Source organism: Thiohalobacter sp. IOR34, from assembly GCF_030406045.1.
GTDB lineage: Bacteria > Pseudomonadota > Gammaproteobacteria > Thiohalobacterales > Thiohalobacteraceae.
This window is the reverse complement of record NZ_CP128988.1, coordinates 150,287-172,372: the sequence shown is the minus strand read 5'-3', so window position 1 is coordinate 172,372 and position 22,086 is coordinate 150,287. Positions and strand designations below refer to the sequence as shown.

Annotated in this window: 19 protein-coding genes and 2 pseudogenes; 11 read left to right on the top strand and 10 right to left on the bottom strand. The window is 67.8% G+C overall.

The annotated features are described in order from the left end of the window. Positions 1–88 precede the first annotated feature (88 nt). Complete coding sequence (locus tag QVG61_RS00860; RefSeq protein ID WP_289931414.1) at positions 89–466, bottom strand: hypothetical protein; 378 nt, start codon at positions 464–466, stop codon at positions 89–91. Positions 467–982: 516 nt separating this feature from the next. On the opposite strand from QVG61_RS00860, the gene QVG61_RS00855 reads away from it, so the two are divergent. The 4 genes from QVG61_RS00855 (at position 983) to QVG61_RS00840 (ending at position 5,990) form a co-directional block, all read left to right on the top strand. Further along, positions 983–3,187, top strand: coding sequence for a primosomal protein N' (locus QVG61_RS00855; RefSeq protein WP_289931413.1), 2,205 nt, complete (start codon positions 983–985; stop codon positions 3,185–3,187). Between the two features lie 77 nt (positions 3,188–3,264). Beyond that, entirely contained in the window at positions 3,265–5,025 is a 1,761-nt protein-coding gene (gene argS, locus QVG61_RS00850) for an arginine--tRNA ligase (RefSeq protein ID WP_289931412.1), read from the top strand. Positions 5,026–5,031: 6 nt separating this feature from the next. Further along, positions 5,032–5,604, top strand: a complete 573-nt coding sequence (locus QVG61_RS00845; protein WP_289931411.1) for an SPOR domain-containing protein — start codon at positions 5,032–5,034, stop codon at positions 5,602–5,604. A 161-nt stretch (positions 5,605–5,765) separates the two neighbouring features. Further along, positions 5,766–5,990: a hypothetical protein gene (locus tag QVG61_RS00840; RefSeq protein WP_289931410.1), complete on the top strand. Its 225-nt coding sequence runs from the start codon at positions 5,766–5,768 to the stop codon at positions 5,988–5,990. A 4-nt stretch (positions 5,991–5,994) separates the two neighbouring features. On the opposite strand, the pseudogene QVG61_RS00835 reads toward QVG61_RS00840, so the two are convergent. From QVG61_RS00835 to speA, 3 genes and pseudogenes are all read right to left on the bottom strand, one after another. Continuing rightward, a pseudogene (locus QVG61_RS00835) lies at positions 5,995–6,141 on the bottom strand (cupin domain-containing protein); the annotation flags it as partial. A 464-nt stretch (positions 6,142–6,605) separates the two neighbouring features. Further along, positions 6,606–6,737: pseudogene (locus QVG61_RS00830) on the bottom strand (cupin domain-containing protein); the annotation flags it as partial. 41 nt (positions 6,738–6,778) lie between these two features. Beyond that, the gene (speA, locus tag QVG61_RS00825; RefSeq protein WP_289931409.1) at positions 6,779–8,656 is read right to left on the bottom strand and encodes a biosynthetic arginine decarboxylase; all 1,878 of its coding nucleotides are present in this window, start codon (positions 8,654–8,656) and stop codon (positions 6,779–6,781) included. Positions 8,657–8,785: 129 nt separating this feature from the next. Between speA and speE the strand changes: the two genes are divergently transcribed. Then, positions 8,786–9,652, top strand: coding sequence for a polyamine aminopropyltransferase (gene speE / locus QVG61_RS00820; protein WP_289931408.1), 867 nt, complete (start codon positions 8,786–8,788; stop codon positions 9,650–9,652). A gap of 404 nt (positions 9,653–10,056) precedes the next feature. Here the strand turns inward: speE and QVG61_RS00815 are convergent, their stop codons facing one another. Genes QVG61_RS00815 through QVG61_RS00805 form a run of 3 tightly spaced genes read right to left on the bottom strand, consistent with a single transcriptional unit; the run spans position 10,057 to position 11,911 of the window. After that, positions 10,057–10,503, bottom strand: a complete 447-nt coding sequence (locus QVG61_RS00815; protein WP_289931406.1) for a DUF4124 domain-containing protein — start codon at positions 10,501–10,503, stop codon at positions 10,057–10,059. A gap of 29 nt (positions 10,504–10,532) precedes the next feature. Further along, positions 10,533–11,324: an iron export ABC transporter permease subunit FetB gene (fetB, locus tag QVG61_RS00810; protein ID WP_354671171.1), complete on the bottom strand. Its 792-nt coding sequence runs from the start codon at positions 11,322–11,324 to the stop codon at positions 10,533–10,535. Next, on the bottom strand, positions 11,321–11,911 hold the full coding sequence (locus tag QVG61_RS00805) for an ATP-binding cassette domain-containing protein (protein WP_289931405.1): 591 nt from the start codon (positions 11,909–11,911) through the stop codon (positions 11,321–11,323). The genes fetB and QVG61_RS00805 overlap by 4 nt, the downstream gene beginning before the upstream one ends. A 422-nt stretch (positions 11,912–12,333) precedes the next feature. On the opposite strand from QVG61_RS00805, the gene QVG61_RS00800 reads away from it, so the two are divergent. Beyond that, positions 12,334–12,570: a CDGSH iron-sulfur domain-containing protein gene (locus tag QVG61_RS00800; protein ID WP_354671226.1), complete on the top strand. Its 237-nt coding sequence runs from the start codon at positions 12,334–12,336 to the stop codon at positions 12,568–12,570. 246 nt (positions 12,571–12,816) lie between these two features. Here QVG61_RS00800 and QVG61_RS00795 read toward each other — a convergent pair whose 3' ends face one another. The 3 genes from QVG61_RS00795 to QVG61_RS00785 are packed head-to-tail and all read right to left on the bottom strand — an operon-like array spanning position 12,817 to position 15,220. Further along, positions 12,817–14,076 (bottom strand): ammonium transporter, encoded by a 1,260-nt coding sequence (locus tag QVG61_RS00795; RefSeq protein WP_289931403.1) that lies wholly within the window; start codon positions 14,074–14,076, stop codon positions 12,817–12,819. A 41-nt stretch (positions 14,077–14,117) separates the two neighbouring features. Then, positions 14,118–14,456: a P-II family nitrogen regulator gene (gene glnK, locus QVG61_RS00790; protein ID WP_289931402.1), complete on the bottom strand. Its 339-nt coding sequence runs from the start codon at positions 14,454–14,456 to the stop codon at positions 14,118–14,120. 53 nt (positions 14,457–14,509) lie between these two features. Continuing rightward, positions 14,510–15,220, bottom strand: a complete 711-nt coding sequence (locus QVG61_RS00785) for a TorF family putative porin (protein WP_289931401.1) — start codon at positions 15,218–15,220, stop codon at positions 14,510–14,512. Between the two features lie 290 nt (positions 15,221–15,510). On the opposite strand from QVG61_RS00785, the gene QVG61_RS00780 reads away from it, so the two are divergent. The 5 genes from QVG61_RS00780 to QVG61_RS00760 all read left to right on the top strand — a co-directional run bounded on the left by QVG61_RS00780 (position 15,511) and on the right by QVG61_RS00760 (position 22,010). Beyond that, positions 15,511–15,813, top strand: a complete 303-nt coding sequence (locus tag QVG61_RS00780) for an accessory factor UbiK family protein (protein WP_289931400.1) — start codon at positions 15,511–15,513, stop codon at positions 15,811–15,813. A gap of 64 nt (positions 15,814–15,877) precedes the next feature. Beyond that, positions 15,878–17,392 (top strand): YifB family Mg chelatase-like AAA ATPase, encoded by a 1,515-nt coding sequence (locus tag QVG61_RS00775; protein ID WP_289931399.1) that lies wholly within the window; start codon positions 15,878–15,880, stop codon positions 17,390–17,392. A 33-nt stretch (positions 17,393–17,425) separates the two neighbouring features. Then, positions 17,426–17,749: a YqcC family protein gene (locus QVG61_RS00770; RefSeq protein WP_289931398.1), complete on the top strand. Its 324-nt coding sequence runs from the start codon at positions 17,426–17,428 to the stop codon at positions 17,747–17,749. An 87-nt stretch (positions 17,750–17,836) separates the two neighbouring features. Beyond that, the gene (locus QVG61_RS00765) at positions 17,837–18,922 is read left to right on the top strand and encodes an efflux RND transporter periplasmic adaptor subunit (protein WP_289931396.1); all 1,086 of its coding nucleotides are present in this window, start codon (positions 17,837–17,839) and stop codon (positions 18,920–18,922) included. After that, positions 18,912–22,010 carry an efflux RND transporter permease subunit gene (locus QVG61_RS00760; protein WP_289931393.1) on the top strand — a complete coding sequence of 1,033 codons (3,099 nt, stop codon included), beginning with the start codon at positions 18,912–18,914 and terminating at the stop codon, positions 22,008–22,010. The genes QVG61_RS00765 and QVG61_RS00760 overlap by 11 nt, the downstream gene beginning before the upstream one ends. Positions 22,011–22,086 lie beyond the last annotated feature (76 nt).

Here is a 22,086-nt window from a genome sequence, read left to right as displayed (position 1 = left end):
TGCCTGACAGCTCGAACCTCATTCAGACGAGCCGCCCTGGCGCAACAGGCAGGTTCGGCGGCGAATAATGCCCGCCCACGAGAGCCCGTCAAAGCGGCCGCCCGCGGGATCCCGCCCCGTCCAGGCGCCGGTGGATGCGCTCGCCCTGGCGGTCCAGGCGGGCATCGATCCGCTCCCCCCTGCGTTCGAGACGACGCTCGATGCGGTCGCCCCGGCGGTCCAGCCGACGCGCCAGGCCCTCCTGGCCACGTGCCTCGGCGCGGGCCGCCCGCCGATCGAGCCGGGCATCGATCCGCTCCCCGCGACGCTCCAGGCGGGCCTCGATCCGGTCTCCGCGGCGATCCAGGCGGTTCTCGATGCGACTGCCCGGATCGGTGCCAGCCGGGCCCGCTGCGGCCAGCATGGGGGTGGTGACCAGGCCCGCTAGGAGGGCGACGATGCAGTGCCTGGAGCTGGATGTCTTCATGGCGTTTCTCCCGATTCCTGCCGTTCACACCCCCTTCAACGCAGCCCGCCCCGGGGCGTTGACAGGAACTCTGGCCCAAGCCCCGGATTCACTGAAAAAAACCGCTCGCGCCGCGTGGCAATAAGCCACCACCCATCACATCCGGAAGCGCAATACAAGTCTTGCAGGGCCTGGATTTTTCACTTTATGCACAGAGCGTGGCGGCTCCCCCCCCAAGGCGCGCCAATTCTCCGCCACTTGTATACCCTCCCCGGCCGACTCTTCCAACTCACTGTTCTGAATGGCTTTAATTCAGCGGTGAGATTTTCACCAATTTAACAAAAGTGCAATGTTTATGCGGTCTGACGGGGTTTTACCCCAAAGCATCCACAGAGTTATCCACAGATTTTGTGGATAACCGATAAGTTGCTTCATGCCTAATGACTTAGCGCCCCCTCATCAGAAAACAGCTCAAACAGTGGCGCTAAGCGAAGGGACTCGACAGCCCTGCAGCGAGTCGCCACACTGCACCCCAAGATGCCCGTGCCCATTCTGCAGATCGCCGTTCCCGCACCGCTGTTCGGCTGCCTCGACTACCTGCCGCCGGCGGGCTGCGACCCGACCCGGCTGCGACCGGGGCAGCGGCTGCGCGTGCCCTTCGGCCGGCAGAAAAAGGTGGGCATCCTGCTCGGCCTCGCCGAGCACAGCGAACTGCCGCGGGAACGGCTGCGACCGGCCCTGGCCCTGCTCGACGAGGCGCCACTGCTGCCCGACGACATCCTCGCCCTGGTCCGCTGGGCCGCCGACTACTACCACCACCCGCTCGGCGAGGCCTTCAACGCCGCCCTGCCCGCCCTGCTGCGCCAAGGCACCCCGGCCGAGCCGCGCCTGGCGGCGCGCTGGGAACTGACCGCCGAGGGAGCCGCGGTGGATCTGGCCAGCTTGCGCCGCGCCCCCCGCCAGGCTGCGCTGCTGGCCCGACTGGCCGCCCATCCCGGCGGAATGACGCGCGAGTCGCTGCAGGACGGCGGCGCTCCGGTCGACGCCGTGCTGCGCGCCCTGCTGGCCAAGGGTTGGGTACGCCGGACCACACCGAGCCCCCGTGAAACGCCCGCGGCCGAAGCCGCTCCGCCGCCGACCCTGCACCAGGAACAACAGGCCGCTGTGAGCGCTATCACCAAGGCGCTGGGCGGCTTCCAGGGCCTGCTGCTGGAAGGGGTCACCGGCAGCGGCAAGACCGAGGTCTACCTGCGCGCGATGCAGACGACCCTGGAGCGGGGCCGCCAGGTGCTGCTGCTGGTGCCGGAGATCGGCCTCACCCCCCAACTCGTCGAGCGCCTGGAGGCCCGCCTGGGACAGCCGGTCACGGTGCTGCACTCGGCGCTCGGCGACCGAGAGCGGCTGAATGCCTGGCTGGCCGCAGCCCGGGGCGAGGCCGGGGTGGTGATCGGCACCCGCTCCGCGGTGTTCACACCGCTGGCCCGGCCGGGCCTGTTCATCGTCGACGAGGAACACGACGCCTCGCTCAAGCAGCAGGAGGGCTTTCGCTATTCGGCCCGCGACCTGCTGGTGTGGCGCGCCAGGCACCTGGGGGTCCCCATCGTCCTCGGCTCGGCCACCCCCTCGCTGGAAAGCCTGCACAACGCCACCACCGGGCGCTATCGTCACCTGTCGCTGCGGGAGCGCGCCGGCGGCGCCCTGCCGCCCCGCATCGGGCTCGTCGATCTGCGCGGCCAGCCGCTGGACGAGGGGCTGTCACGGCCCCTTCTCGCCCGGATGCGCGAGCACCTGGCCGAGGACGGTCAGGTGTTGCTGTTCCTCAACCGGCGTGGTTTCGCCCCGGCCCTGCTCTGCCACGAATGCGGTTGGGTGGCCGCCTGCCGGCGTTGCGACGCCCACCTCACCCTGCACCAGGCGGCCGGCCGGCTGCACTGCCACCACTGCGACGCCCGCCAGCCGATCCCTGCCCAGTGCCCGGACTGCGGTAGCGCCGACCTGCGGGCGCTGGGCGCCGGCACCGAGCGCATCGAGGCGGTGCTGCGCCGTCACTTCCCCGAGCAGCCGCTGGTGCGCATCGACCGCGACACCACCCGGCGCCGCGGCAGTCTGGCGGAGAGTCTGGAACGCGCCCGCAGTGGCGAGGCGCGCATCTTGCTCGGCACCCAGATGCTGGCCAAGGGCCATCACTTCCCGGCCTTGACCCTGGTGGGTGTGCTGGAGTCCGACCAGGGCCTGTACAGCAGCGACTTCCGCGCCGGCGAGCGCATGGCCCAGCTGATCGTGCAGGTGGCCGGCCGGGCCGGCCGCGGCGACCGTCCCGGCGAGGTGCTGATCCAGACCCATCACCCGGAACACCCCCTGTTGCTACAGCTGGTCGACGGTGGCTATCCGGCCTTCGCCAGCGCGGCCCTGGCGGAGCGCCGCGCCGCCGCCCTGCCGCCGTTCAGTTTCCTGGCCCTGCTGCGCGCCGAGGCGCCGCGGCCGGAGGCGGCCCGGGACTTCCTGCAGGCGGCGCACGACGCGGCCGTGGCCCTGGAGCCGATCGGCGTCGCCTTCTGGGGCCCGGTGCCGGCACCGATGGAACGCCGGGCCGGCCGCTTCCGCGCCCAGCTGATGCTGCAGGCCGAGACCCGCGGCGACCTCCACCGACTGCTGGGCCGCTGGATCCCGCGACTGGAGACGATCGAGGGTGCACGCCGGGTCCGCTGGTCGCTCGATGTCGATCCGAGCGACACCTATTGAGAGGGCCGGTTGCAACGCCGGGGCAGGACGGGATAATAGCCGGCCTGACACCCCATTCCGCCGATCACCGAGAACCCATGAAACAGCAGCTCGTCTCCCTGCTCTCCGCCGCCGTGCAGGCCCTCCAGGCCGACGCCACCCTGCCGGCCGACCTGCAGCCGCAGATCCACATCGAGCGCACCCGCGACCGCAGCCACGGCGACTTCGCCACCAACCTGGCCATGACCCTGTGCAAGGCGGCACGCATGAAACCACGCGAGCTGGCCGAGCGCATCGTCGCCGCCCTGCCGGCCTCCGAGGAGGTGGCCAAGGTGGAGATCGCCGGCCCCGGCTTCATCAACTTCTTCCTCAGCCCCTCTGCCTGGCACGGGGTGATCGGCAGCATCCTGGAACAGGCTGCGGGCTATGGCCGGGCACGGCTCGGCGAGGACCGCCCGGTGCAGGTCGAATTCGTCTCTGCCAACCCCACCGGGCCGCTGCACGTCGGCCACGGACGCGGCGCGGCCTACGGCGCCGCCGTCTCCGATCTGCTGGAGGCGGTCGGCTTCCGCGTCCACCGCGAGTACTACGTCAACGACGCCGGCCGGCAGATGGACATCCTCGCCGCCAGCGTCTATCTGCGCTACCTGGACCTCTGTGGGGAAGCATTCGAGTTTCCCTCCAACGGCTATCGGGGTGACTACGTCTGGGACATCGGTGCCACCATCCACCGCAACCACGGCGAGGACTGGCGCTTCGCCGCCGCCGAGGTCTTCGACGGCGTGCCGGCGGACGAACCCGCAGGCGGCGACAAGGAGGCCCATATCGACGGCCTGATCGGGCGGATCAAGTCCCTGCTCGGCCCCGAGCGCTACCGCGAGCTGTTCGACGAAGGCCTGAACGAGATCCTGGCCAACATCCGCCAGGACCTGAAGGAATTCGGCATCGAATACCAGGCGTGGTTTTCGGAGCGATCGCTGACCGAGTCCGGCGAGGTACAGAAGGCCATCGAGCGGCTGCGCGAGGCCGGCTACCTGTACGAGAAGGGCGGTGCGCTCTGGTTCCGCTCCACCGACTTCGGCGACGAAAAGGACCGGGTGGTGGTACGCGACAACGGCCAGACCACCTACTTCGCCTCCGACATCGCCTACCACATGAACAAGCTGGAGCGCGGCTACGAGCGGGTGATCGACGTCTGGGGCGCCGACCACCACGGCTACGTGCCGCGGGTCAAGGCGGCGCTCGAGGCGCTGGGCGACGACCCCTCGAAGCTGGACGTGCTGCTGGTGCAGTTCGCCATCCTCTACCGCGGTGGTGAAAAGGTGCAGATGTCCACCCGTTCCGGCGAGTTCGTCACCCTGCGCGAGCTGCGCCACGAGGTCGGCAACGACGCGGCGCGCTTCTTCTACGTGATGCGCAAGTGCGAGCAGCATCTGGACTTCGATCTCGACCTGGCCAAGTCACAGTCCGCCGACAACCCCGTCTACTACATCCAGTACGCCCATGCCCGGGTATGCAGCGTGCAGCGCCAGCTGCAGGAGAAGGGACTCGCCTGGGACGCCAGCGACGGCCTGAACCATCTGCGCCTGCTGCACGAGCGCCACGAGCAGGAGCTGATGATCCGCCTGTCGCGCTATCCGGAGGTGGTCGAGGCGGCGGCCCTCTACCATGAGCCGCACCAGCTCGCCCACTATCTGCGCGAACTGGCCAACGACTTCCACACCTACTACAACGCCCACCAGTTCCTGGTGGGCGACGAGCAGCTGCGCAACGCGCGCCTCTGCCTGATCGAGGCGACCCGCCAGGTGATCGCCAACGGCCTCGGCCTGCTTGGCGTCTCCGCGCCGGAGAGTATGTAGCCGCCGATGCCACGCGACTACAAGCACCGCGCCAGCCGCCGCCGCAAGCGCCGCTCCCTGCCCGGCTGGGCCTGGCTGACTGCCGGCCTGGCTCTTGGCCTGTTCATCGCCTTCCTGGTCTGGCTCGGCGGACGGCCACAGAACCCGGCCACGCCGGTCGCGGCCGGCGGCCGCCCGCCCAGCGCGCCAGCCGCCCCGCGACAGCGGACACCCAAGGCCCTGCCGCCGGCGCCCAAGCCGCGCTTCGACTTCTACAGCATCCTGCCGGAGATGGAGGTGGTGGTCCCGGAACAGGCGATCACCGGCCGGCCCCGGGCCGGCGTCGCCCAGGTGGAGCAGCCTGGCGTCTATCTGCTGCAGGCCGGCTCCTTCCGCACCCTCGGCCAGGCCGACCAGCTGAAGGCGCAGCTCGCCCTGCTCGGCCTCGAACCCAGTATCCAGACCGTGACCATCAACGGCCGTGACACCTGGCACCGGGTCCGGCTTGGCCCCTTCCGTGACCTGAAGACCCTGAACGCCATCCGCGCGCGCCTCAAGGAACACCACATCGACGCCATCCTGCTCAAGGTAAAGGGCTGACGCCGCGCGTCAGCATGCCGTCAGGCGACACGACCTCACCCGCTCCCGAGCACCCGCCATGCGGCCAACACCCTGTTTTTCGGTAGACGAACAACCCCCGGCACGCATTATGCTTTGTATTTATATGCCCATAAAAGTGGCTACTGGCCAGGAGGTGGGGTATGCGATTCGAGGGCCTTCAGATCATCACCGTGGTACTGGAAAACGGCGAGACCGGCATGTTCATCGGCCGGCCGCTGGTACCCGAGGAATACAGCGACGAAGACTGCCAGGTGGAACAGGTGTGGTTCTCCAACATCCAGGAACTGCCCGTGGAGATGACGCTCGGCCAGCTGATGCGCATGGTGCAGCAGCAGCTGTGCCGCTGCCGCTCGACCGTGCAGTAGCGCGCTACTCGAAGTTGTAGTGCTTGCGCACCGGGGCACGGATGTCCCAGGTGCAGGCCATGCCGGCGGGGAAGGTGACCAGATCACCGGCGGCCAGGCGCACCGGCTCGCCGCCTTCCGGGGTGACGACCACCTCGCCGGCCAGCAGATATTACTAAGACAAACGATAACAAAGCCTCATTCAGAGCTTGCCAGGCGCCCCGGATCAAGGCGTGCTCCGCAGGGAATGGCCCGCCCTTGCCAAGGGGCACAACGCAGAGCCGGGGCGCCTGGCAAGCTCCCTGCGGGCGGGCCTCTGGACGGCCATCCGCAACGTTGCAATGGCTTGACAGGGAATCACCCTGCCGGCGCCATTGCGCCTTGCGGGCTGATCGTCCAGAGACCCGCTGAATGAGGCTTTGTTATCGTTTGTCTTAGTAACCCGGCAACTATCCATGTCGTGTTCAGGGCTTCAAGGATGGCCCGGATCAAGGCATAGCTCGCAGGCAAGGGTGATTCCCTTGGCAAGAGCTATAACGCGGAGCCGGGCCATCCTTGAAGCCCCTAACCATATGACCTGCAAAGGGCAGGCCGGTGTGTGACCGGCTGAACATGACATGGATAGTTGCCGGGTTAATAGCAGGTCTCGGTGCTGTCGTAGACCCAGGGGAAACGCGATACCTCCTTTTCCCAGATCGGCCAGTCATGCACCCCGAGCACGCTCAGCTCGGCCTCGCTCGGGGCATGAACCACGTGGATCTCACTCATCTTCCCTCTCCTTGCGGCCGGGCGCCGCCGCCCGCTCGCCCTCAGTCTTCCAGATAGGTATAGCCGGCCAGCCCGGCCTCGAGCTCGGCGAGATACTGCCGGGCGCGCGCCTCGTCCAGACCGGCGGCGGCGATCTTGTCGCGGTAACTCGCCTGCATCGCCCCGGTATCGAAGTGCACATAGCGCAGCAACTCGTCCACCGTATCGCCTTGCTCGACCTGGGTGATTCGATAGCCGCCCTCTCCGTCGAGCGCAACGTTCACGGCATCGGTATCACCAAACAGGTTGTGCATGTCGCCGAGGATCTCCTGGTAGGCCCCAACCAGAAAGACGCCAAGCAGGTATTCCTCGCCGCGGCGGAAGGGATGCAACGGCAGGGTGGTCTCGACGCCTTCGCCATCGACATAGCGCGCGATGCGGCCGTCGGAATCGCAGGTCAGGTCCTGGATCACGCCGCGCCGGGTCGGCGGATCGTCCAGCCGGTGCAGCGGCATGACCGGGAAGATCTGGCCGATGGCCCAGACGTCGGGCAGCGACTGAAATACGGAGAAGTTCAGGAAATACTTGTCCGCGAGCTTGTCGTTCAGCTCGTCGAGCACTTGCCGTCGCGCCGGGGGATGGCCCTTGAGCAGGGGACGCAGGCGATGGCAGATGGCGAAATACAGTGATTCCACCCGCGCCCGTTCCGCCAGCGACAGCACGCCATGCAGGTACAGGGTGCGTGCCTCGCCCAGCCAGTACTCGGCCTCGTGCCATGCCTCCAGCGCGGTACGTGGCGCGATGTTTTCGAATACCGTCCACAGCGTGCGCACGATCACCGGCTCGTCTTCCGAGGGTGGTTCCATGGCGCCGGTGCCAGGCGCCTGCTCGATGTCGGTCACGTTGCTGATCAGCACCGCATGATGCGCCGTCATGGCACGCCCCGACTCGGTGACGATGTCCGGCGGCGGCAACGTCTTCTCCGTACAGATCTCCGCCAGCGCCTGCACGACATTGTTGGCATATTCCTGCACGCTGTAGTTGACCGAACAGTCGCTGCGCGAGGCCGTCCCTTCGTAGTCGACACCCAGGCCGCCGCCGACATCGACCACCGCCAGCGGTGCACCCAGCGCATGCAGCTCCGCGTAGTAACGCGCCACCTCGCGCATGCCGTTCTGGATGTCGCGCACATTGGCGACCTGTGAACCGAGATGGCAGTGCAGCAAGCGCAGCCAGCCCAGGTGACCGGCCGCTCGCAGACGTTCCACCAGCTGCAGCACCTGCCGGGCATGCAGGCCAAACTTGGATTTCTCGCCACCGGTGTTCTGCCACTTGCCGGCGCCGAGCGAAGCCAGGCGCACGCGCACACCGAGCAGCGGCTCGACCTCCAGCGCCGCCGCCTCCTCCAGCACCAGATCGAGTTCCGAGAGCTTTTCGATGACCAGGTGCACGGCCAGCCCGAGGCGCCGGCCGATCAGGGCCAGACGCACGTACTCGCGATCCTTGTAGCCGTTGCAGACGATCATGCCACCGGGCCGGGACAGGGCGAGCACCGCCATCAGTTCCGGCTTGCTGCCCGCCTCCAGTCCGACCCGCTCACCGCCATGCGCCAGGATCTGTTCCACCACACTGCGCTGCTGATTGACCTTGATGGGATAGACGGCGGTGTAGCGGCCGCGGTAATCGCGCTGCACCCGCGCAGCCTCGAAGGCCGCACTCAGGGTGTCGATGAGGTCGTGCAGGATATCGTCGAAGCGCACCAGCACCGGCAGAGACACCCCACGGTCACGCAGCTCCGCCGCCAGTTCATAGAGATCGATGGCGGCCCCGGCGGTGCGGTGCGGGCGCACCCGCAGATGGCCCGCCTTCGAGATCTCGAAATAGCCCTCGCCCCAGTGGTGCAGGGCGTAGGTCGAAGCGGCTTGGTCGGTGGTCCACATGACGGCGTAAGATACGGTCAAAACGGTCGTCAAGGGAAGCAGAATCTGCACCGCCACGGATTCAAAGCGGCCCCCTCATCTGGTAAGGTCTCGATCCCCGATCCTGTCAGCCGATCCCGAGAGGCCGCCATGACCCTGGACAGCCACTGGTTTACCGAAGTCTGCGAGGAAGGCGGCTCCGCCTTCTCCCTGAAGATCAAATGCAAGCTGCACGAAGAGCAGAGCGACTACCAGCGCATCGAGATCTACGACACCGAGCATTTCGGCAAGCTGATGGTGATCGACGGCTTCATCATGCTGAGCACGCTGGACAATTTTCTCTACCACGAGATGATGTCCCACCCGGCGCTGTTCAGCCATCCCGACCCCAGGCGGGTGGTGATCATCGGCGGTGGTGACTGCGGCACCCTGCGCGAGGTGCTGCGCCATCCGGCGGTGGAACACGCCCTGCAGGTCGAGATCGACGAACGGGTGACGCGCCTTTCCGAGACCTATTTCCCCGAGCTGTGCAGCGCCAACGACGACCCGCGCGCCGAGTTCTTCTTCGGCGACGGCATCCGCTGGATGCGGGAGGCGGAACCCGGCAGCGTCGATGTCATCATCGTCGACAGCACCGACCCCATCGGCCCGGCCAAGGGCCTGTTCACCGAGGCCTTCTACCGCGACTGCCGGCAGGCACTCGGTGAGCAGGGCCTGATCGTGCAGCAGAGCGAGTCACCGCTCTATCACATGGACATCATCGGCCCGATGCACGCGGCGATGCGCGCGGCGGGTTTCGACCACACCCTCAGCCTGCACTTCCCGCAACCGGTCTACCCCTCCGGCTGGTGGACGGCGACCCTGGGTGGCAAGGGCGTCGACCCCCGCCAGTTCCGCAGCGAAGACGCCGCGACACGCAGCTTCGAAACCCGCTACTACAACGCCGACATCCACCGCGCCGCCCTGGCCCAGCCGGAATTCATGCGCCGCGCCCTGCAGCTGGAAGCTGGAAGCTAGAAGCTGGAAGCTAGAAGCTGGAAGCCGGGCGTTGGAAGTTGGTTGGCGGGCAACGTCCGCCCTATCGCGGCCTGGAGGCCGCTCCTACGGGGCATGGCGGCACCATGGTAGGAGCGGCCTCCAGGCCGCGATCGAGGCGCAAGGGGTACCGCGCCATCCTGCCACCCCGGCCCACGGAGCCTGCCTTGGTGCAATATCCGGGCTAGAGGGTAGGAGCGGCCTCCAGGCCGCGATCGGGGGATCCACGGCGGGCAATGCCCGGAGTCGATCGAACAGGTACAAAGTGTAACCTGCCCAAACGGCTCTCTCATGGTCATCTCGGTCTTGTATAACAGCCTCAATGCCGATCATGCAGACCGCCTTGGTGCAATATCCGGGCTAGCTCCTGGCTCCTGTCTTCCCCCCTACTGACACAACTCGCGCTCGGCCCGCTGCAGCCGGCCGATCAAGGCTGCCCGCTGTGCCTCCTCCAGATAGACCCGGCGACCGGCGTCGTCGAGCCGGTACAGTGGCACGCCGCGCTGATAACGCCTCAGCCGGTCGCGCACGTCGAGGCAGCGCCGGCGCCGCGCGGCGGCATCCGCGGCCTGGCGCCGCGCCGCTTCCTTCTTCTTCAGCCGCTCCTCGCCATAGGCCTGCAACAGGCGTTGCTGGCGCGCCCGCCGCTCGGCCTCGTCCGGCGCCCCGGCCGCTGACGGCGCGGAGCGCAGCGGCACCACCTCGGCACCGGAGGCCGGCGGCCGGTCGCCGAAATGCACCCGACCTTCGGCGTCCGTCCAGCGATAGACCTCGGCCGCCGCCAGCCCGGCGCTGAACAGCAGGACCAGCAAGCCGCCTCTCGCGCATCTCATCCGCCTTCCTCCTCTCTCCTGCCGATGACTCAGGATGCCTCCAGGCGGTCCAGCCGCAACCGTTGGCGGCTGTCGAACAGCCGGCGCACGCCAAGTCCCACCGCCACCAGGGTACCGAAACCGCTGCCGGCGGCAATCAGGAACATGATCAGGATCTGGTACTTCACCGCCTCCACGGGTGGCGCACCGGCAAGGATCTGGCCGGTCATCATCCCCGGCAGACTGACCACGCCGGCCGCGGCCATGGCGTTGATGATCGGGATCAGACCGCTGCGCACCGCCTGTCGACGGATGTCGGCGACGGCCTCGGCGGCCGGATAGCCGAGCATCAGCTGCGCCTCGATCTCGGCACGCTGTTGCCAGGCCGCCTGATTGAGCCGGTCCATGGACAGGGACACGCCGTTCATGGTGTTGCCAAGCACCATGCCGAGCAGCGGAATGGCGTACTGCGGCTGATACCAGGGCTGGTTGCCGATGATCACCAGGAGCGCGAAGAGGATCACCGTGAAGGAGGACAGAAACATCGACAGGGTGCCGACGCCATAGCCCCACCAGCCACGCAGCCGCCGACCCTGGCGCGCCCGGACCTCGCGACCGGCCACGGCCAGCATGAACAAGCCCATCAATGCCACCCAGTACAGGGTGGCATGCTCGAACAACACCTTCAACACCAGGCCGACCAGCAGCAGCTGCACCAGGGTACGCAGCGCGGCGATCAGCAACTGGTTGCGCAGGGCACGCCCCAGACGTCCGGCGAACAGCGCCATCAGACCCACCAGCGCAGCCGCGAGCAGCAGATCCGCGGCATGCAGGCGGATCATGCCCCGGCCTCCTGCAGACGGCCGCCCTCGATCCGCCAGTGGCGCTGCGCCAGCCGCTGCAGCTGGTCCATATCATGGCTGACCCAGAGTACGGCAGCCCCCTGCCGCTGGCGATAATCAGCGACCAGCCGTTCCACACGGGCAGTGTTGTCGACGTCGAGATTGGCCGTCGGCTCGTCGAGCAGCAACACCCGCGGCTGGTTAAGCAGCAGACGCAGCAAGGCCAGCCGCTGGCGTTCACCGCTGGAAAGGCGCACCACCGGCCAGTCGAGCACGGCCGGGTCGAGAGCCACGGCCTCCAGGAGACTGGCCGGCGGCGGCCGCCGGAAATGTTCCCCCACCGTCTCACGCCACCAGGCACTCTCCGCCGGCAGCAGCCCCACCTGGCGTCGCCAGTCGCAGGGCGCGACGGCCTCGGCCGGTCGCCCATCCAGCCAGAGCCCGCCATTGTGCGGGTCGAGATCGGCGAGCGCACGCAGCAGGCGTGTCTTGCCAGCACCGGAAGGCCCGGACAAGGCAATACACTCCCCCACCTCCAGCACACAGTCGACCGGACCCAGCCCCGGCAGGGCCAGCCCCCTGGCCATCAACAAACCCAACGCCCCTCCAACCCGCTCAAGCAGGACTTACTAAGACAAACGATAACAAAGCCTCATTCAGAGCTTGCCAGGCGCCCCGGATCAAGGCGTGCTCCGCAGGGAATGGCCCGCCCTTGCCAAGGGGCACAACGCAGAGCCGGGGCGCCTGGCAAGCTCCCTGCGGGCGGGCCTCTGGACGGCCATCCGCAACGTTGCAATGGCTTGACAGGGAATCACCCTGCCGGCGCCATTGCGCCTTGCGGGCTGATCGCCCAGAGACCCGCTGAATGAGGCTTTGTTATCGTTTGTCTTAGTATCATCCAAGGTGGAGCGCGGCAAAACGCCCCCTTTCTCCCGTGACCGGCTTTACCGGTCACCCCCCGACACGTTATGGTCAGGCCATCATGAACAGCACTGACCCGGGAGGCAACATGACCGAGCCGATCATCGTACAGAAGAAGCCCCACGTCCTGGAACTCGACGCCGGCAGCTACTACTGGTGCGCCTGCGGCCGCTCGAAGAACCCGCCGTTCTGCGACGGCTCCCACCAGGGCACCGGCCTGGAACCCATCCATTTCGAACTCAGCGAACCCACCAAGGTCTGGCTGTGCGGCTGCAAGCACAGCGCCAGGCCGCCGTTCTGCGACGGCGCCCACAAGCGGCTCTGAGACTTATCGCCGTCCCAAAAAACCAGGGGAATGCGGTTCGCTGCCACCATGCGTCCTGCGCAATCTCTGAGGCGTGTTGTTTCACTTACAGTCAGCGAAAGATTTCCCGGAACATCGCGGCCTGGAGACCGCTCCTACTCCTGACTTCACGCCGTCCGCGTTTTCCGCACACAAAAAAAGCGGGCGCCTCTCGGCGCCCGCTGGTTCTGAAACATCCGTCCCTGGATATCTGGATCGGGGCAGGGCTCAGATGCCGGAACCCTTGGCACCGGTGAACTCCGGATAGGCCTCCAGGCCGCACTCCGCGAGGTCCACGCCCTCGTACTCCTCCTCCTCGCTGACGCGCAGGCCCATGACGACCTTGATCACCATCCACACCACCAGGGAGGCGACCAGCGTCCAGCCGAGGATCACGCCGAGACCGGTGAGCTGGGCACCGAGGGTGGCATCCGGGTTGGACAGGACCACGGCGATCAGGCCCCACATGCCGACCACGCCGTGCACCGAGATGGCACCGACCGGATCGTCGATCCGCAGCTTGTCGAGGCTGATGATGGAGAACACCACCAGCACACCACCGATGGCACCGATCAGGGTGGCCAGCAGCGGCGTCGGGGTCAGGGGTTCGGCGGTGATGGCGACCAGGCCGGCCAGGGCGCCGTTCAGGGCCATGGTCAGATCGGTCTTGCCGAACAGGATGCGGGCAGTGATGGCTGCGGCAACCACGCCGCCGGCCGCCGCCATGTTGGTGTTGACGAACACCAGGGCCACGGCGTTGGCCTCGCCGATATCGGAGATCTTCAGCTCGGAACCGCCATTGAAGCCGAACCACCCCAGCCAGAGGATGAAGGTACCGAGGGTAGCCAGCGGCAGGTTGGCACCGGGGATCGGATGCACCTCGCCGTTCGGACCGTACTTGCCCTTGCGTGCGCCAAGCAGCAGGACACCGGCCAGGGCCGCGGCAGCGCCACACAGGTGCACCACGCCGGAACCGGCGAAATCAAGGAAGCCGAGGCCGTCGAGGAAACCACCGCCCCACTTCCAGTAGCCCTGCAGCGGGTAGATGAAGCCGGTCATGAAGATGGCGAAGATCAGGAAGGCCCACAGCTTCATGCGCTCGGCAACGGCGCCGGAAACGATGGACATGGCCGTGGCCACGAACACCACCTGGAAGAAGAAATCGGACATGCTGGAGTAGTAGGTCTCGCCACCACTGGCCAGTACCTCTTCCACGGTGTTGTCACCGCCGAGCAGGAAACTGATGCCGGGCCACACCGAGCTGACTCCCTCCCCGGGATACATGATGTTGTAACCCACCACCATGTACATGATGCAGGCAATGGCGAACAGGGCGATGTTCTTGAGCAGAATCTCGGCCGTGTTCTTGGAACGCACCAGACCGGCTTCCAGCATGGCGAAACCGGCGGCCATCCACATGACCAGGGCACCGGACACCAGGAAGTAGAAGGTGTCGAGCGCATAACTGAGTTGAGTAATCGCTTCCACTTTTCAATCCTCCGTAACAACGGCTGTTACGTTAGTTAGTATTAGAGCGCCTCCGGACCGGTTTCCCCGGTACGAATACGAACCGCCTGCTGCAGATCGAAGACGAAGATCTTGCCGTCGCCGATCTTGCCGGTGTTGGCCGCCTTGCTGATGGCCTCGATGACCTGATCGACCAGATCGTCGTTGACTGCCACCTCCAGCTTGACCTTGGGCAGGAAATCCACCACATACTCGGCACCGCGGTAGAGCTCGGTATGCCCCTTCTGACGGCCGAAACCCTTGACCTCGGTGACCGTCACACCTTGGACACCGATCTCGGACAGCGCCTCACGGACGTCGTCGAGCTTGAAGGGCTTGATGATTGCAGTAACTAGTTTCATATGACTTCTCCAGATTTAAGGCCCGCCCGAAGGGCGGGCTGTCAATCGCTCGATCAGAAGCTCTTGGACACGGTGAACACCACCCGATCGTCGGCCACGCCGCCGAAGATGTCCTCGCCATCGTTGTTGGTGCCGACATAGGTCAGGTCCAGCCCCACACCGGCCATCTCGGTGGACACACCGATGCTGTAGTCCATGTAGTCGGAACCCAGACCACCGCTGGCGACCGAGTCATAGGCATCGCCGTCGGAGAAACCGACATGGGCCGCGACCGTGACGCCTTCCGCGACCTCGTACTCGGCGCCGAGATCGATGTACCAGGCACTCTCGCTGACACCGACGAAGTTCAGCTCGTTGGAGTAGTAGACACCGGCGCTGAAGAAGCTGTAGCTGCCGGTCAGGTAGACCTCGGTGGTATTGGCGTCGTCATAGCCCGGATAGCTGTAGCGGATCACACCCAGGTCATAGCCGAACTCGCCAACCTCGCCGGCATAGCCGAGATACAGATCGGCCTCCAGCTGCGGATCGGTCGAGGTACCGGAGAAGAAGTTGGAATCGACATTGGATGCCCAGGCACCGATGTAGAAGCCGCTCTCGTGTGCCCAGTCGAAACCGCCCTGCAGGGCCATCTGATTGTCGGTCTGGGACACGCCGCGGAACATGTAATCGGTGGCCAGGGCCACGTTGCCGCTGATCTCGGCGGCCGCCGAGGCAGAGAGAGCGGCCATCGCAACAGCGACGCCGGCTTTGGCGAAGGTATTCATGGTTTGTTTCTCCAGTCTTGGTCAGTAGCTAGGCATTAGTTTTTGGTTGAGACTTCTCCGAATGCCGCGCTCCTTTCGGCATTTGTCTTCCCCCGGGATTTTGCATGTCCCATGCCATCTTTTATTTTTCTTGAAATACAGCATGTTATTCCTGTCGGCCGGTGACGCCGCCCCAATTGCCGCACCAAAACAGGCCGTTCAGCTCCAGCATGCACCATCCCTGTGCGCCCTTTTGGTGCGCGCTGCGCCGCACTGGACGCCTGCGGAGACCATGGGCTAAAGTGGCCGCCATGATCGATCCCAAACTCTTCGACGACCTGGCACAGCGCATCAACGCGGCCATGCCCGGTGGTCTGCGCGAGCTGCAGACGGACCTCGACAAGACCATCCGCAGCGCGGTGCAGAACGCCCTTGGCAAGCTCGATCTGGTGACCCGCGAGGAGTTCGACATCCAGAGTCGGGTGCTGGCCCGTACCCGGCAGAAGCTGGAAGACCTGACCGGCCGGGTGGAGGCCCTGGAACGCCAGCTGCTGGACGAGCCGCCGGCCGGCGGAACGCCAGCCGCCCCCGAGCAGGACATGGACGGCGGCTGAGGCCCCGTCGGCGCGCGCCCCAGGAAGGGGCGCCTCAGGCAATGAGCACCAAGGAAGGAACGCCATGTCCCTGGCTATCGTCCATGGCCGCGCGCAGCTCGGCATCGAGGCGCCGCTGGTCACCATCGAGGTCCATCTGGCCAACGGCCTGCCCGGCCTGTCCATCGTCGGCCTGCCGGAGGCCGCGGTGCGCGAAAGCAAGGACCGGGTACGCGCTGCCCTGCAAAACGCCGGATTCGACTTCCCGGCACGGCGCATCACCATCAACCTCGCCCCGGCCGACCTGCCCAAGGAAGGCGGACGCTTCGACCTGCCGATCGCTCTCGGCATCCTCGCCGCCTCCGGCCAGCTGCCGCTGGAGACCCTGGACGGCTACGAGTTCGCTGCCGAGCTGGCGCTCTCCGGAGCATTGCGTCCCATCCCCGGCGCCCTGCCCCTCGCCCTGCAGACCGCGGCTGCCGGACGCCGGCTGATCCTGGCCGAGGCCGATGCGAGTGAGGCGGCCCTGGCCGGCGGACCCGGGGTCCACGGTGCCAGCCATCTGCTCGATGTGTGCCGCCACCTGCAGGGCAACGAGCCGCTGCCCCTCGCCTCGCCCCCGGCCGCCGCGGCGCCGGCCGACCACCCCCGTCCCGAGTTCGATCTGGCCGAGGTACGCGGCCAGCAACAGGCCCGCCGCGCGCTGGAGATCGCCGCGGCCGGCGGCCACCATCTGCTGTTCATCGGCCCGCCCGGCAGCGGCAAGAGCATGCTCGCCACCCGGCTGCCGGGCATCCTGCCGCCGATGAGCCGCGAGGAGGCGCTGGAAGCCGCAGCCATCGCTTCCATCGCCGGCCGGCCGTTGCAGGCCGGGAACTGGAAACGCCGGCCCTTTCGCAACCCCCATCACAGCGCCTCCGCCACGGCCCTGGTCGGTGGCGGCAGCCGGCCGCGGCCGGGGGAGATCTCCCTGGCGCACCGCGGGGTGCTGTTCCTCGATGAACTGCCGGAATTCGAGCGTCGGGCGCTGGAGGTGCTGCGCGAACCCCTGGAGAGCGGCACCATCACCATCTCCCGCGCCGCGCGCCAGGCCGAGTTCCCGGCCCGCTTCCAGCTGGTGGCGGCCATGAACCCCTGCCCCTGCGGCCACCTCGGCGACCCCGCCCGCGCCTGCCGCTGCACCCCGGACCAGGTGCAGCGCTACCGCGGCCGCCTCTCCGGCCCCCTGCTGGACCGCATCGACCTGCAGGTGAGCGTGCCGCGACAGCCGGCAGAGCGGCTGGAGGGGCCACCGGGCGAGGACAGCGCCGAGGTGCGCCGGCGGGTCATCCAGGCCCGGGCACGCCAGCAGGCCCGCGGCACGACCAACGCCCAGCTGGCCGGGTCCCTGCTTGACAGCGCCTGCCGACTGGCCGCCGCAGACCACCAGCTGCTGCATCGGGCGGTGGAACGCCTCGGCCTCTCCGCCCGTGCCCGGCACCGCATCCTGCGCGTGGCCCGCACCATCGCCGACCTGGCCGACGCTGAGCGGATCGCCGCCAGCCACCTCTCGGAGGCCATTCAGTACCGCTGCCTGGACCGTCCGCCGGGCGCGCTATAATCCCCTTCCCCTTCGGACGAACGGATTCCCACCATGAGCGCACAGCAGCTTGCCGACCTCCTCGATCGTCTGGAAGCCGAACTGCGCCGCCAGCGACTGTGGGAGGCAAACCCGCCCTCGGCGGCGGCCCTGGCCAGCCCCCTGCCCTTCTGCCACGACACCCTGGCCTTCCACCAGTGGCTGCAGTGGGTGCTGATCCCGCGGCTGCGGGCCCTGCTCGACGCCGGCCGGCCGCTGCCCCACGACAGCGCCATCGCGCCGATGGGGGAGGAGATGTTCAGGGACTACCCGGAGGACACCCTCGGACTGCAGCGGCTGCTGGTACAGATCGACGCCTGTCTCACGGGCCGGGACTGAATCCAGGGAGGCGGCCCGGGGGATGCGGTGACATTTGCCGGCCAACTGGTAACATCGAATCTTCCCAGACTCCGGCGACCGACAGTCATGGCCCAGTGCCCGCGCCCGACCATTCCATCCCTGCTGCTCGCTGCCCTGGCCACCGCCGCCCTGCTGCTGGCCGGCTGCCAGCCGGAAGCCCCGTCGGCCCCGGCCACCGCCAAGGCCCGCCCCCACTGGGTGGAAGTGGCCGCGGTGGTGGAACGTAGCGAGCGGCGCCCCTTCACCCGCCCCGGCACCCTGCGCGCCCGGCGGCTGGTGCGGTTGCACAATCAGGAGGAGGGTCTGATCCGCGAGATCGCGGTCTACGAGGGTGACCGGGTACGCGCCGGCCAGCTGCTGATCCGCTTCGACGACGCCCTGCTGCGCGCCGAGCTGGACAAGGCCCGCGCCACGCTGCGCCAGGCCGAACAGGACCTGGCGCGAATCCGCGGCCTGGCGGAGAAGAACCTGGTGTCCGCCGAGGAACGACTGCAGGCCGAAACCGCCCTGCGCGTCGCCCGTGCCGAACTGCGGCTGCTCGAGACCCGCCTCGGCTACATGCAGATCCACGCCCCCTTCGCCGGACTGATCGCCGAACGCCGGGTGGAACCGGGCGATGCCGTGCCGAGCTTCACCCATCTGCTGACCCTCATCGACCCCGCCTCCCTGGTCGCCGAACTGACGGTCTCGGAACTGCGGCTGGCCGAGATCGCGCCCGGCGACCCGGCCGAGCTGCGCATCGATGCCCTGGGCGAGGCGCGCTTCCCGGGCCGGGTGCGGCGCATCCATCCGACCATCGACCCGGCCACCCGCCAGGGGGTGATCGAGGTCGCCCTGGAACCGGTGCCAGCGGGGGCCCGCGCCGGCCAGTTGTGCCGCGTCACCCTCGCCGGCAAGCCACGGCACCGCCTGCTGCTGCCGCTGGCGGCGCTGCGCCGCGACGCGCGCGGCGAATATGTCTACCGCCTGGATGCCGGACAGCGGGTGCGCCGCCAGGCGGTCCGCACCGGCCTGGCGCTGGGTGAGGAGATCGAGCTGCTGGAGGGGCTGACCGCCGGCCAGCAGGTGGTCATCCGGGGTTTCCTCGGCCTGCGTGACGGCAAGGCCGTGGAGGTCGTCACCGCGGCGGAACGGCAGGGCGATGCCGGCTGAGGCCGGCGGCGGCCTGGCGGCCTGGTCGATCCGCCACCCGGTGGGGGTGAGCATGATCGCCCTGGCGCTGGTGGTGCTCGGCCTGTTCGCCTACCAGCGGCTGGCGGTGGACCTGCTGCCGCACATCATCTATCCCGAGATCCGCGTGCGGGTGCTCGACCCGGGGGTGCCGGCGCGGATCATGGAAGACCGTGTGACCCGTCAGCTGGAGGAGCAATTGGCAATCACCGAGGGCGCCATCGCCGTGCAGTCGCGCAGCGCCGAAGGCAGCAGCTCGGTCGATCTGTCCTTCCCCTATGGCACCGACATCGACGTCGCCCTGCGCGATGCCAGCATCCGCCTGGACCGCGCCAAACGCTTCCTGCCGGACAGCATCCAGCCACCGATCATCTACAAGCGCGACCCCTCGCAGATCGCCGTCGTCGAATTCGTGGTCAGCTCGCCGGTCCGTGATGGTGTGGCACTGCGCAACTGGGTGGACTATGTGTTCAGCAAGTGGTTTCTCAATCTGCCAGGGGTGGCGGCGGCCGAGGTCGGCGGCGGCCTGTTGCGCGAGATCCGCATCCTCCCCGACCTGCAGCGGCTGAACGCCGTCGGCCTGTCGCTGGACGACCTCGCCGAGCAGCTGCGGCGCGCCAATCTGGATCTGCCCGGCGGCCGCCTGCAGACCCCGGCGCGGGAATACGCCAGCCGCACCGCCGGCCGCTTCAGCCGCCTGGAGGAGATCGCCGCCCTGCCGCTGGCGCTGCCCGGTGGCGGCAGCCTGCCACTCGGCGAGGTCGCCGAGGTCCGCGACACCCACCAGGACGAGCGCATCCGCGTGCGCTTCAACCAGCGTCCCGGCGTCAAGCTGTCGATCCAGAAACAGCCCACGGCCAACACCGTTGCGGTGGTCGACGCGGTGCGCCAGCGCCTCGCCTGGATGAGAGACAACCGACTGCTGCCGGCCGACATCCAGGTCGACGCGGTCAGCGACCAGGCGGTATACATCCGCCATGCCCTGAACAACGCCGCCCTGGCGGCCCTCTCCGGGGCCCTGCTGGCGATGGCGGTGGTGTTCCTCTTCCTTGGCGATCTGCGCCGTACGCTGATCATCGGCAGCGCCATTCCCATCGCCCTCTGCGTCACCTTCCTGGCCATGGCGCTGGGCGGCCTGACCCTCAACGTGATGACCCTCGGTGGTCTGGCGGTGGGCATCGGCATGCTGGTCGACAGCACCATCGTCATGCTGGAGAACATCCAGCGCCACCAGCGCGCCGGCCAGACGGGCACCTCGGCCGGCCTGGCCGCCGCCGCCGAGGTCAACAGTCCCATCGTCGCCTCCACCTCCACCAACCTGGCGGCAATCCTGCCCTTCCTTCTGATCAGCGGTCTCATCGGCCTGCTGTTCCGGGAGCTGATCTTCACCGTCGCCTCGGCCGTGTTCGCCTCCATGGTGGTGGCCCTGACACTGGTACCGGCCTGGGGCGCCCGGTTGCAGGAACATTCCCGCCCCACGCGGCTGCGGCGCGGCTTCGACCGGCTGATGGCCCGCCTGGAGGCCGGCTACGGCTGGCTGCTCGCCGGCCTGCTGCGTCGGCCGGCCCGCCAGCTGTTGCTGGTGGGCCTGTTCATCGCCCTGCTGGGCTGGAGCCTGCCGCCCTTCCTGGCTGGCAAGCAGCTGTTCCTGCCAAGCTTCGACGACGGCCAGATCTATGTCGGGGTCAGCGCCGATCCGGGGATCACCCTGGAACAGATGGACGCCGGCGTGCGCCGCCTGGAGGCGTTGTTCCTGGCCCAGCCCGAGGTCAGCCAGGTGTTCGTCACCACCGGCGGCTTCATCTTCGGCCGCACCACCCGCGAGCTGAGCAGCCGTGCTTCGCTGTATGTCCAGCTGCGGCCGCTGGCCGAACGCGGCATCGACGCCAACCGCTGGATCGAACGCATGAACGACGAGATCAGCCGCCTGAAGCTGGTCGGTTACCGGGTCTATCTGCGCCTGCGCGGCCTGCGCGGCCTGCGCCTGGGCCGCGGCGAGGACGACATCAACCTGCGTGTGCAGGGACCGGACCTGGCCGTGCTGGCCGAACTGGGCCAGGTGCTCAGCGGGCTGCTCGGCGAGGTCGAGGGACTGCGCAACATCGTCAGCTCCAGCGAGACCCAGCGCCAGGAACTGGTGGTTCGCATCGACCGTGAGCGGGCCGCCGAGCTGGGGCTGAGCCTGGCCGAGATCGGCACGGCCCTCAACTACGCCCTGGAGGGACGGGTGGTGAGCGACTTCCTCGACCGGGATCGGCAGTTCGACATCCGCCTGCGCCTGCCGCAGCCGGAGCTGGAGAGCCTCGACCAGCTCGGCAACCTGCTGCTGTTCGCCTCCGACGCGGGGCGCCCCGCGGTCCATCTGGGCGATCTGGCACGGATCGAGATCGCCGCCGCGCCAGCCGAGATCCTGCGCGACCAGCAGCAGCGCATCGTCGAGGTCTCCGCCTCGCTGACCGGGGCGCGGCCGCTCAGCGAGATCAGCCGCGAGGTCAGGGAGCGGCTGCAACAGCTCGAACTGCCGGACGGCTACCGGGTGTACGACACCGGCGTGCTGGACGAACTGCGCCAGGGCCGCCGCCTCAGCCAGCAGCTGCTCGGCCTGGCCCTGTTTCTGGTGCTGGTGGTGATGGCCGTGCAGTACGAGTCGCTGCGCAACCCGCTGGTGATCCTGCTCGGCGTGCCCTTCGCCGCGACCGGCGCGGCCCTGGCCCTGCCCTGGCTGGAGGTGCCTCTGTCGATGCCGGTCTGGCTGGGTTTCATCATGCTCGCCGGCATCGTGGTCAACAATGCCATCGTGCTGGTGGAATACATCGAGCTGCTGCGCCAGCGCGGCGAGGCAGCGGGGGCGGCGATCGTCGCCGCCGGCCGCCAGCGGCTGCGGCCCATCCTGATGACCACCCTGACCACGGTGATGGGCCTGACACCGCTGGCGGTCGGCGCCGGGGCCGGGGCGGAGATGCTGCAGCCGCTGGCCCAGACCCTGGTCTTCGGCCTGGGCTTCTCGCTGCTGGTCAGCCTGCTGCTGATCCCGGTGCTGTACCGCTGGCTGCACCCTTCCGGCAACTGAAACCGCACTTGGAGCCACCCCGCCGGACTGCTACCCTGCCGTTCAGACGACCGCCCGTGCGGGGATGGCGGTTTCC

Excerpts from the sequence above, each read along its gene's own strand:
- QVG61_RS00855 (WP_289931413.1), top strand. The coding sequence starts at position 983 with ATGCCCGTGCCCATTCTGCAGATCGCCGTTCCCGCACCGCTGTTCGGC.
- speE (WP_289931408.1), top strand. The coding sequence starts at position 8,786 with ATGACCCTGGACAGCCACTGGTTTACCGAAGTCTGCGAGGAAGGCGGC.
- QVG61_RS00780 (WP_289931400.1), top strand. The coding sequence starts at position 15,511 with ATGATCGATCCCAAACTCTTCGACGACCTGGCACAGCGCATCAACGCG.
- glnK (WP_289931402.1), bottom strand. The coding sequence starts at position 14,456 with ATGAAACTAGTTACTGCAATCATCAAGCCCTTCAAGCTCGACGACGTC.
- argS (WP_289931412.1), top strand. The coding sequence starts at position 3,265 with ATGAAACAGCAGCTCGTCTCCCTGCTCTCCGCCGCCGTGCAGGCCCTC.
- QVG61_RS00770 (WP_289931398.1), top strand. The coding sequence starts at position 17,426 with ATGAGCGCACAGCAGCTTGCCGACCTCCTCGATCGTCTGGAAGCCGAA.
- QVG61_RS00800 (WP_354671226.1), top strand. The coding sequence starts at position 12,334 with ATGACCGAGCCGATCATCGTACAGAAGAAGCCCCACGTCCTGGAACTC.
- fetB (WP_354671171.1), bottom strand. The coding sequence starts at position 11,324 with ATGATCCGCCTGCATGCCGCGGATCTGCTGCTCGCGGCTGCGCTGGTG.
- speA (WP_289931409.1), bottom strand. The coding sequence starts at position 8,656 with ATGTGGACCACCGACCAAGCCGCTTCGACCTACGCCCTGCACCACTGG.
- QVG61_RS00785 (WP_289931401.1), bottom strand. The coding sequence starts at position 15,220 with ATGAATACCTTCGCCAAAGCCGGCGTCGCTGTTGCGATGGCCGCTCTC.
- QVG61_RS00805 (WP_289931405.1), bottom strand. The coding sequence starts at position 11,911 with ATGGCCAGGGGGCTGGCCCTGCCGGGGCTGGGTCCGGTCGACTGTGTG.
- QVG61_RS00845 (WP_289931411.1), top strand. The coding sequence starts at position 5,032 with ATGCCACGCGACTACAAGCACCGCGCCAGCCGCCGCCGCAAGCGCCGC.
- QVG61_RS00765 (WP_289931396.1), top strand. The coding sequence starts at position 17,837 with ATGGCCCAGTGCCCGCGCCCGACCATTCCATCCCTGCTGCTCGCTGCC.
- QVG61_RS00860 (WP_289931414.1), bottom strand. The coding sequence starts at position 466 with ATGAAGACATCCAGCTCCAGGCACTGCATCGTCGCCCTCCTAGCGGGC.
- QVG61_RS00760 (WP_289931393.1), top strand. The coding sequence starts at position 18,912 with ATGCCGGCTGAGGCCGGCGGCGGCCTGGCGGCCTGGTCGATCCGCCAC.
- QVG61_RS00815 (WP_289931406.1), bottom strand. The coding sequence starts at position 10,503 with ATGAGATGCGCGAGAGGCGGCTTGCTGGTCCTGCTGTTCAGCGCCGGG.
- QVG61_RS00840 (WP_289931410.1), top strand. The coding sequence starts at position 5,766 with ATGCGATTCGAGGGCCTTCAGATCATCACCGTGGTACTGGAAAACGGC.
- QVG61_RS00775 (WP_289931399.1), top strand. The coding sequence starts at position 15,878 with ATGTCCCTGGCTATCGTCCATGGCCGCGCGCAGCTCGGCATCGAGGCG.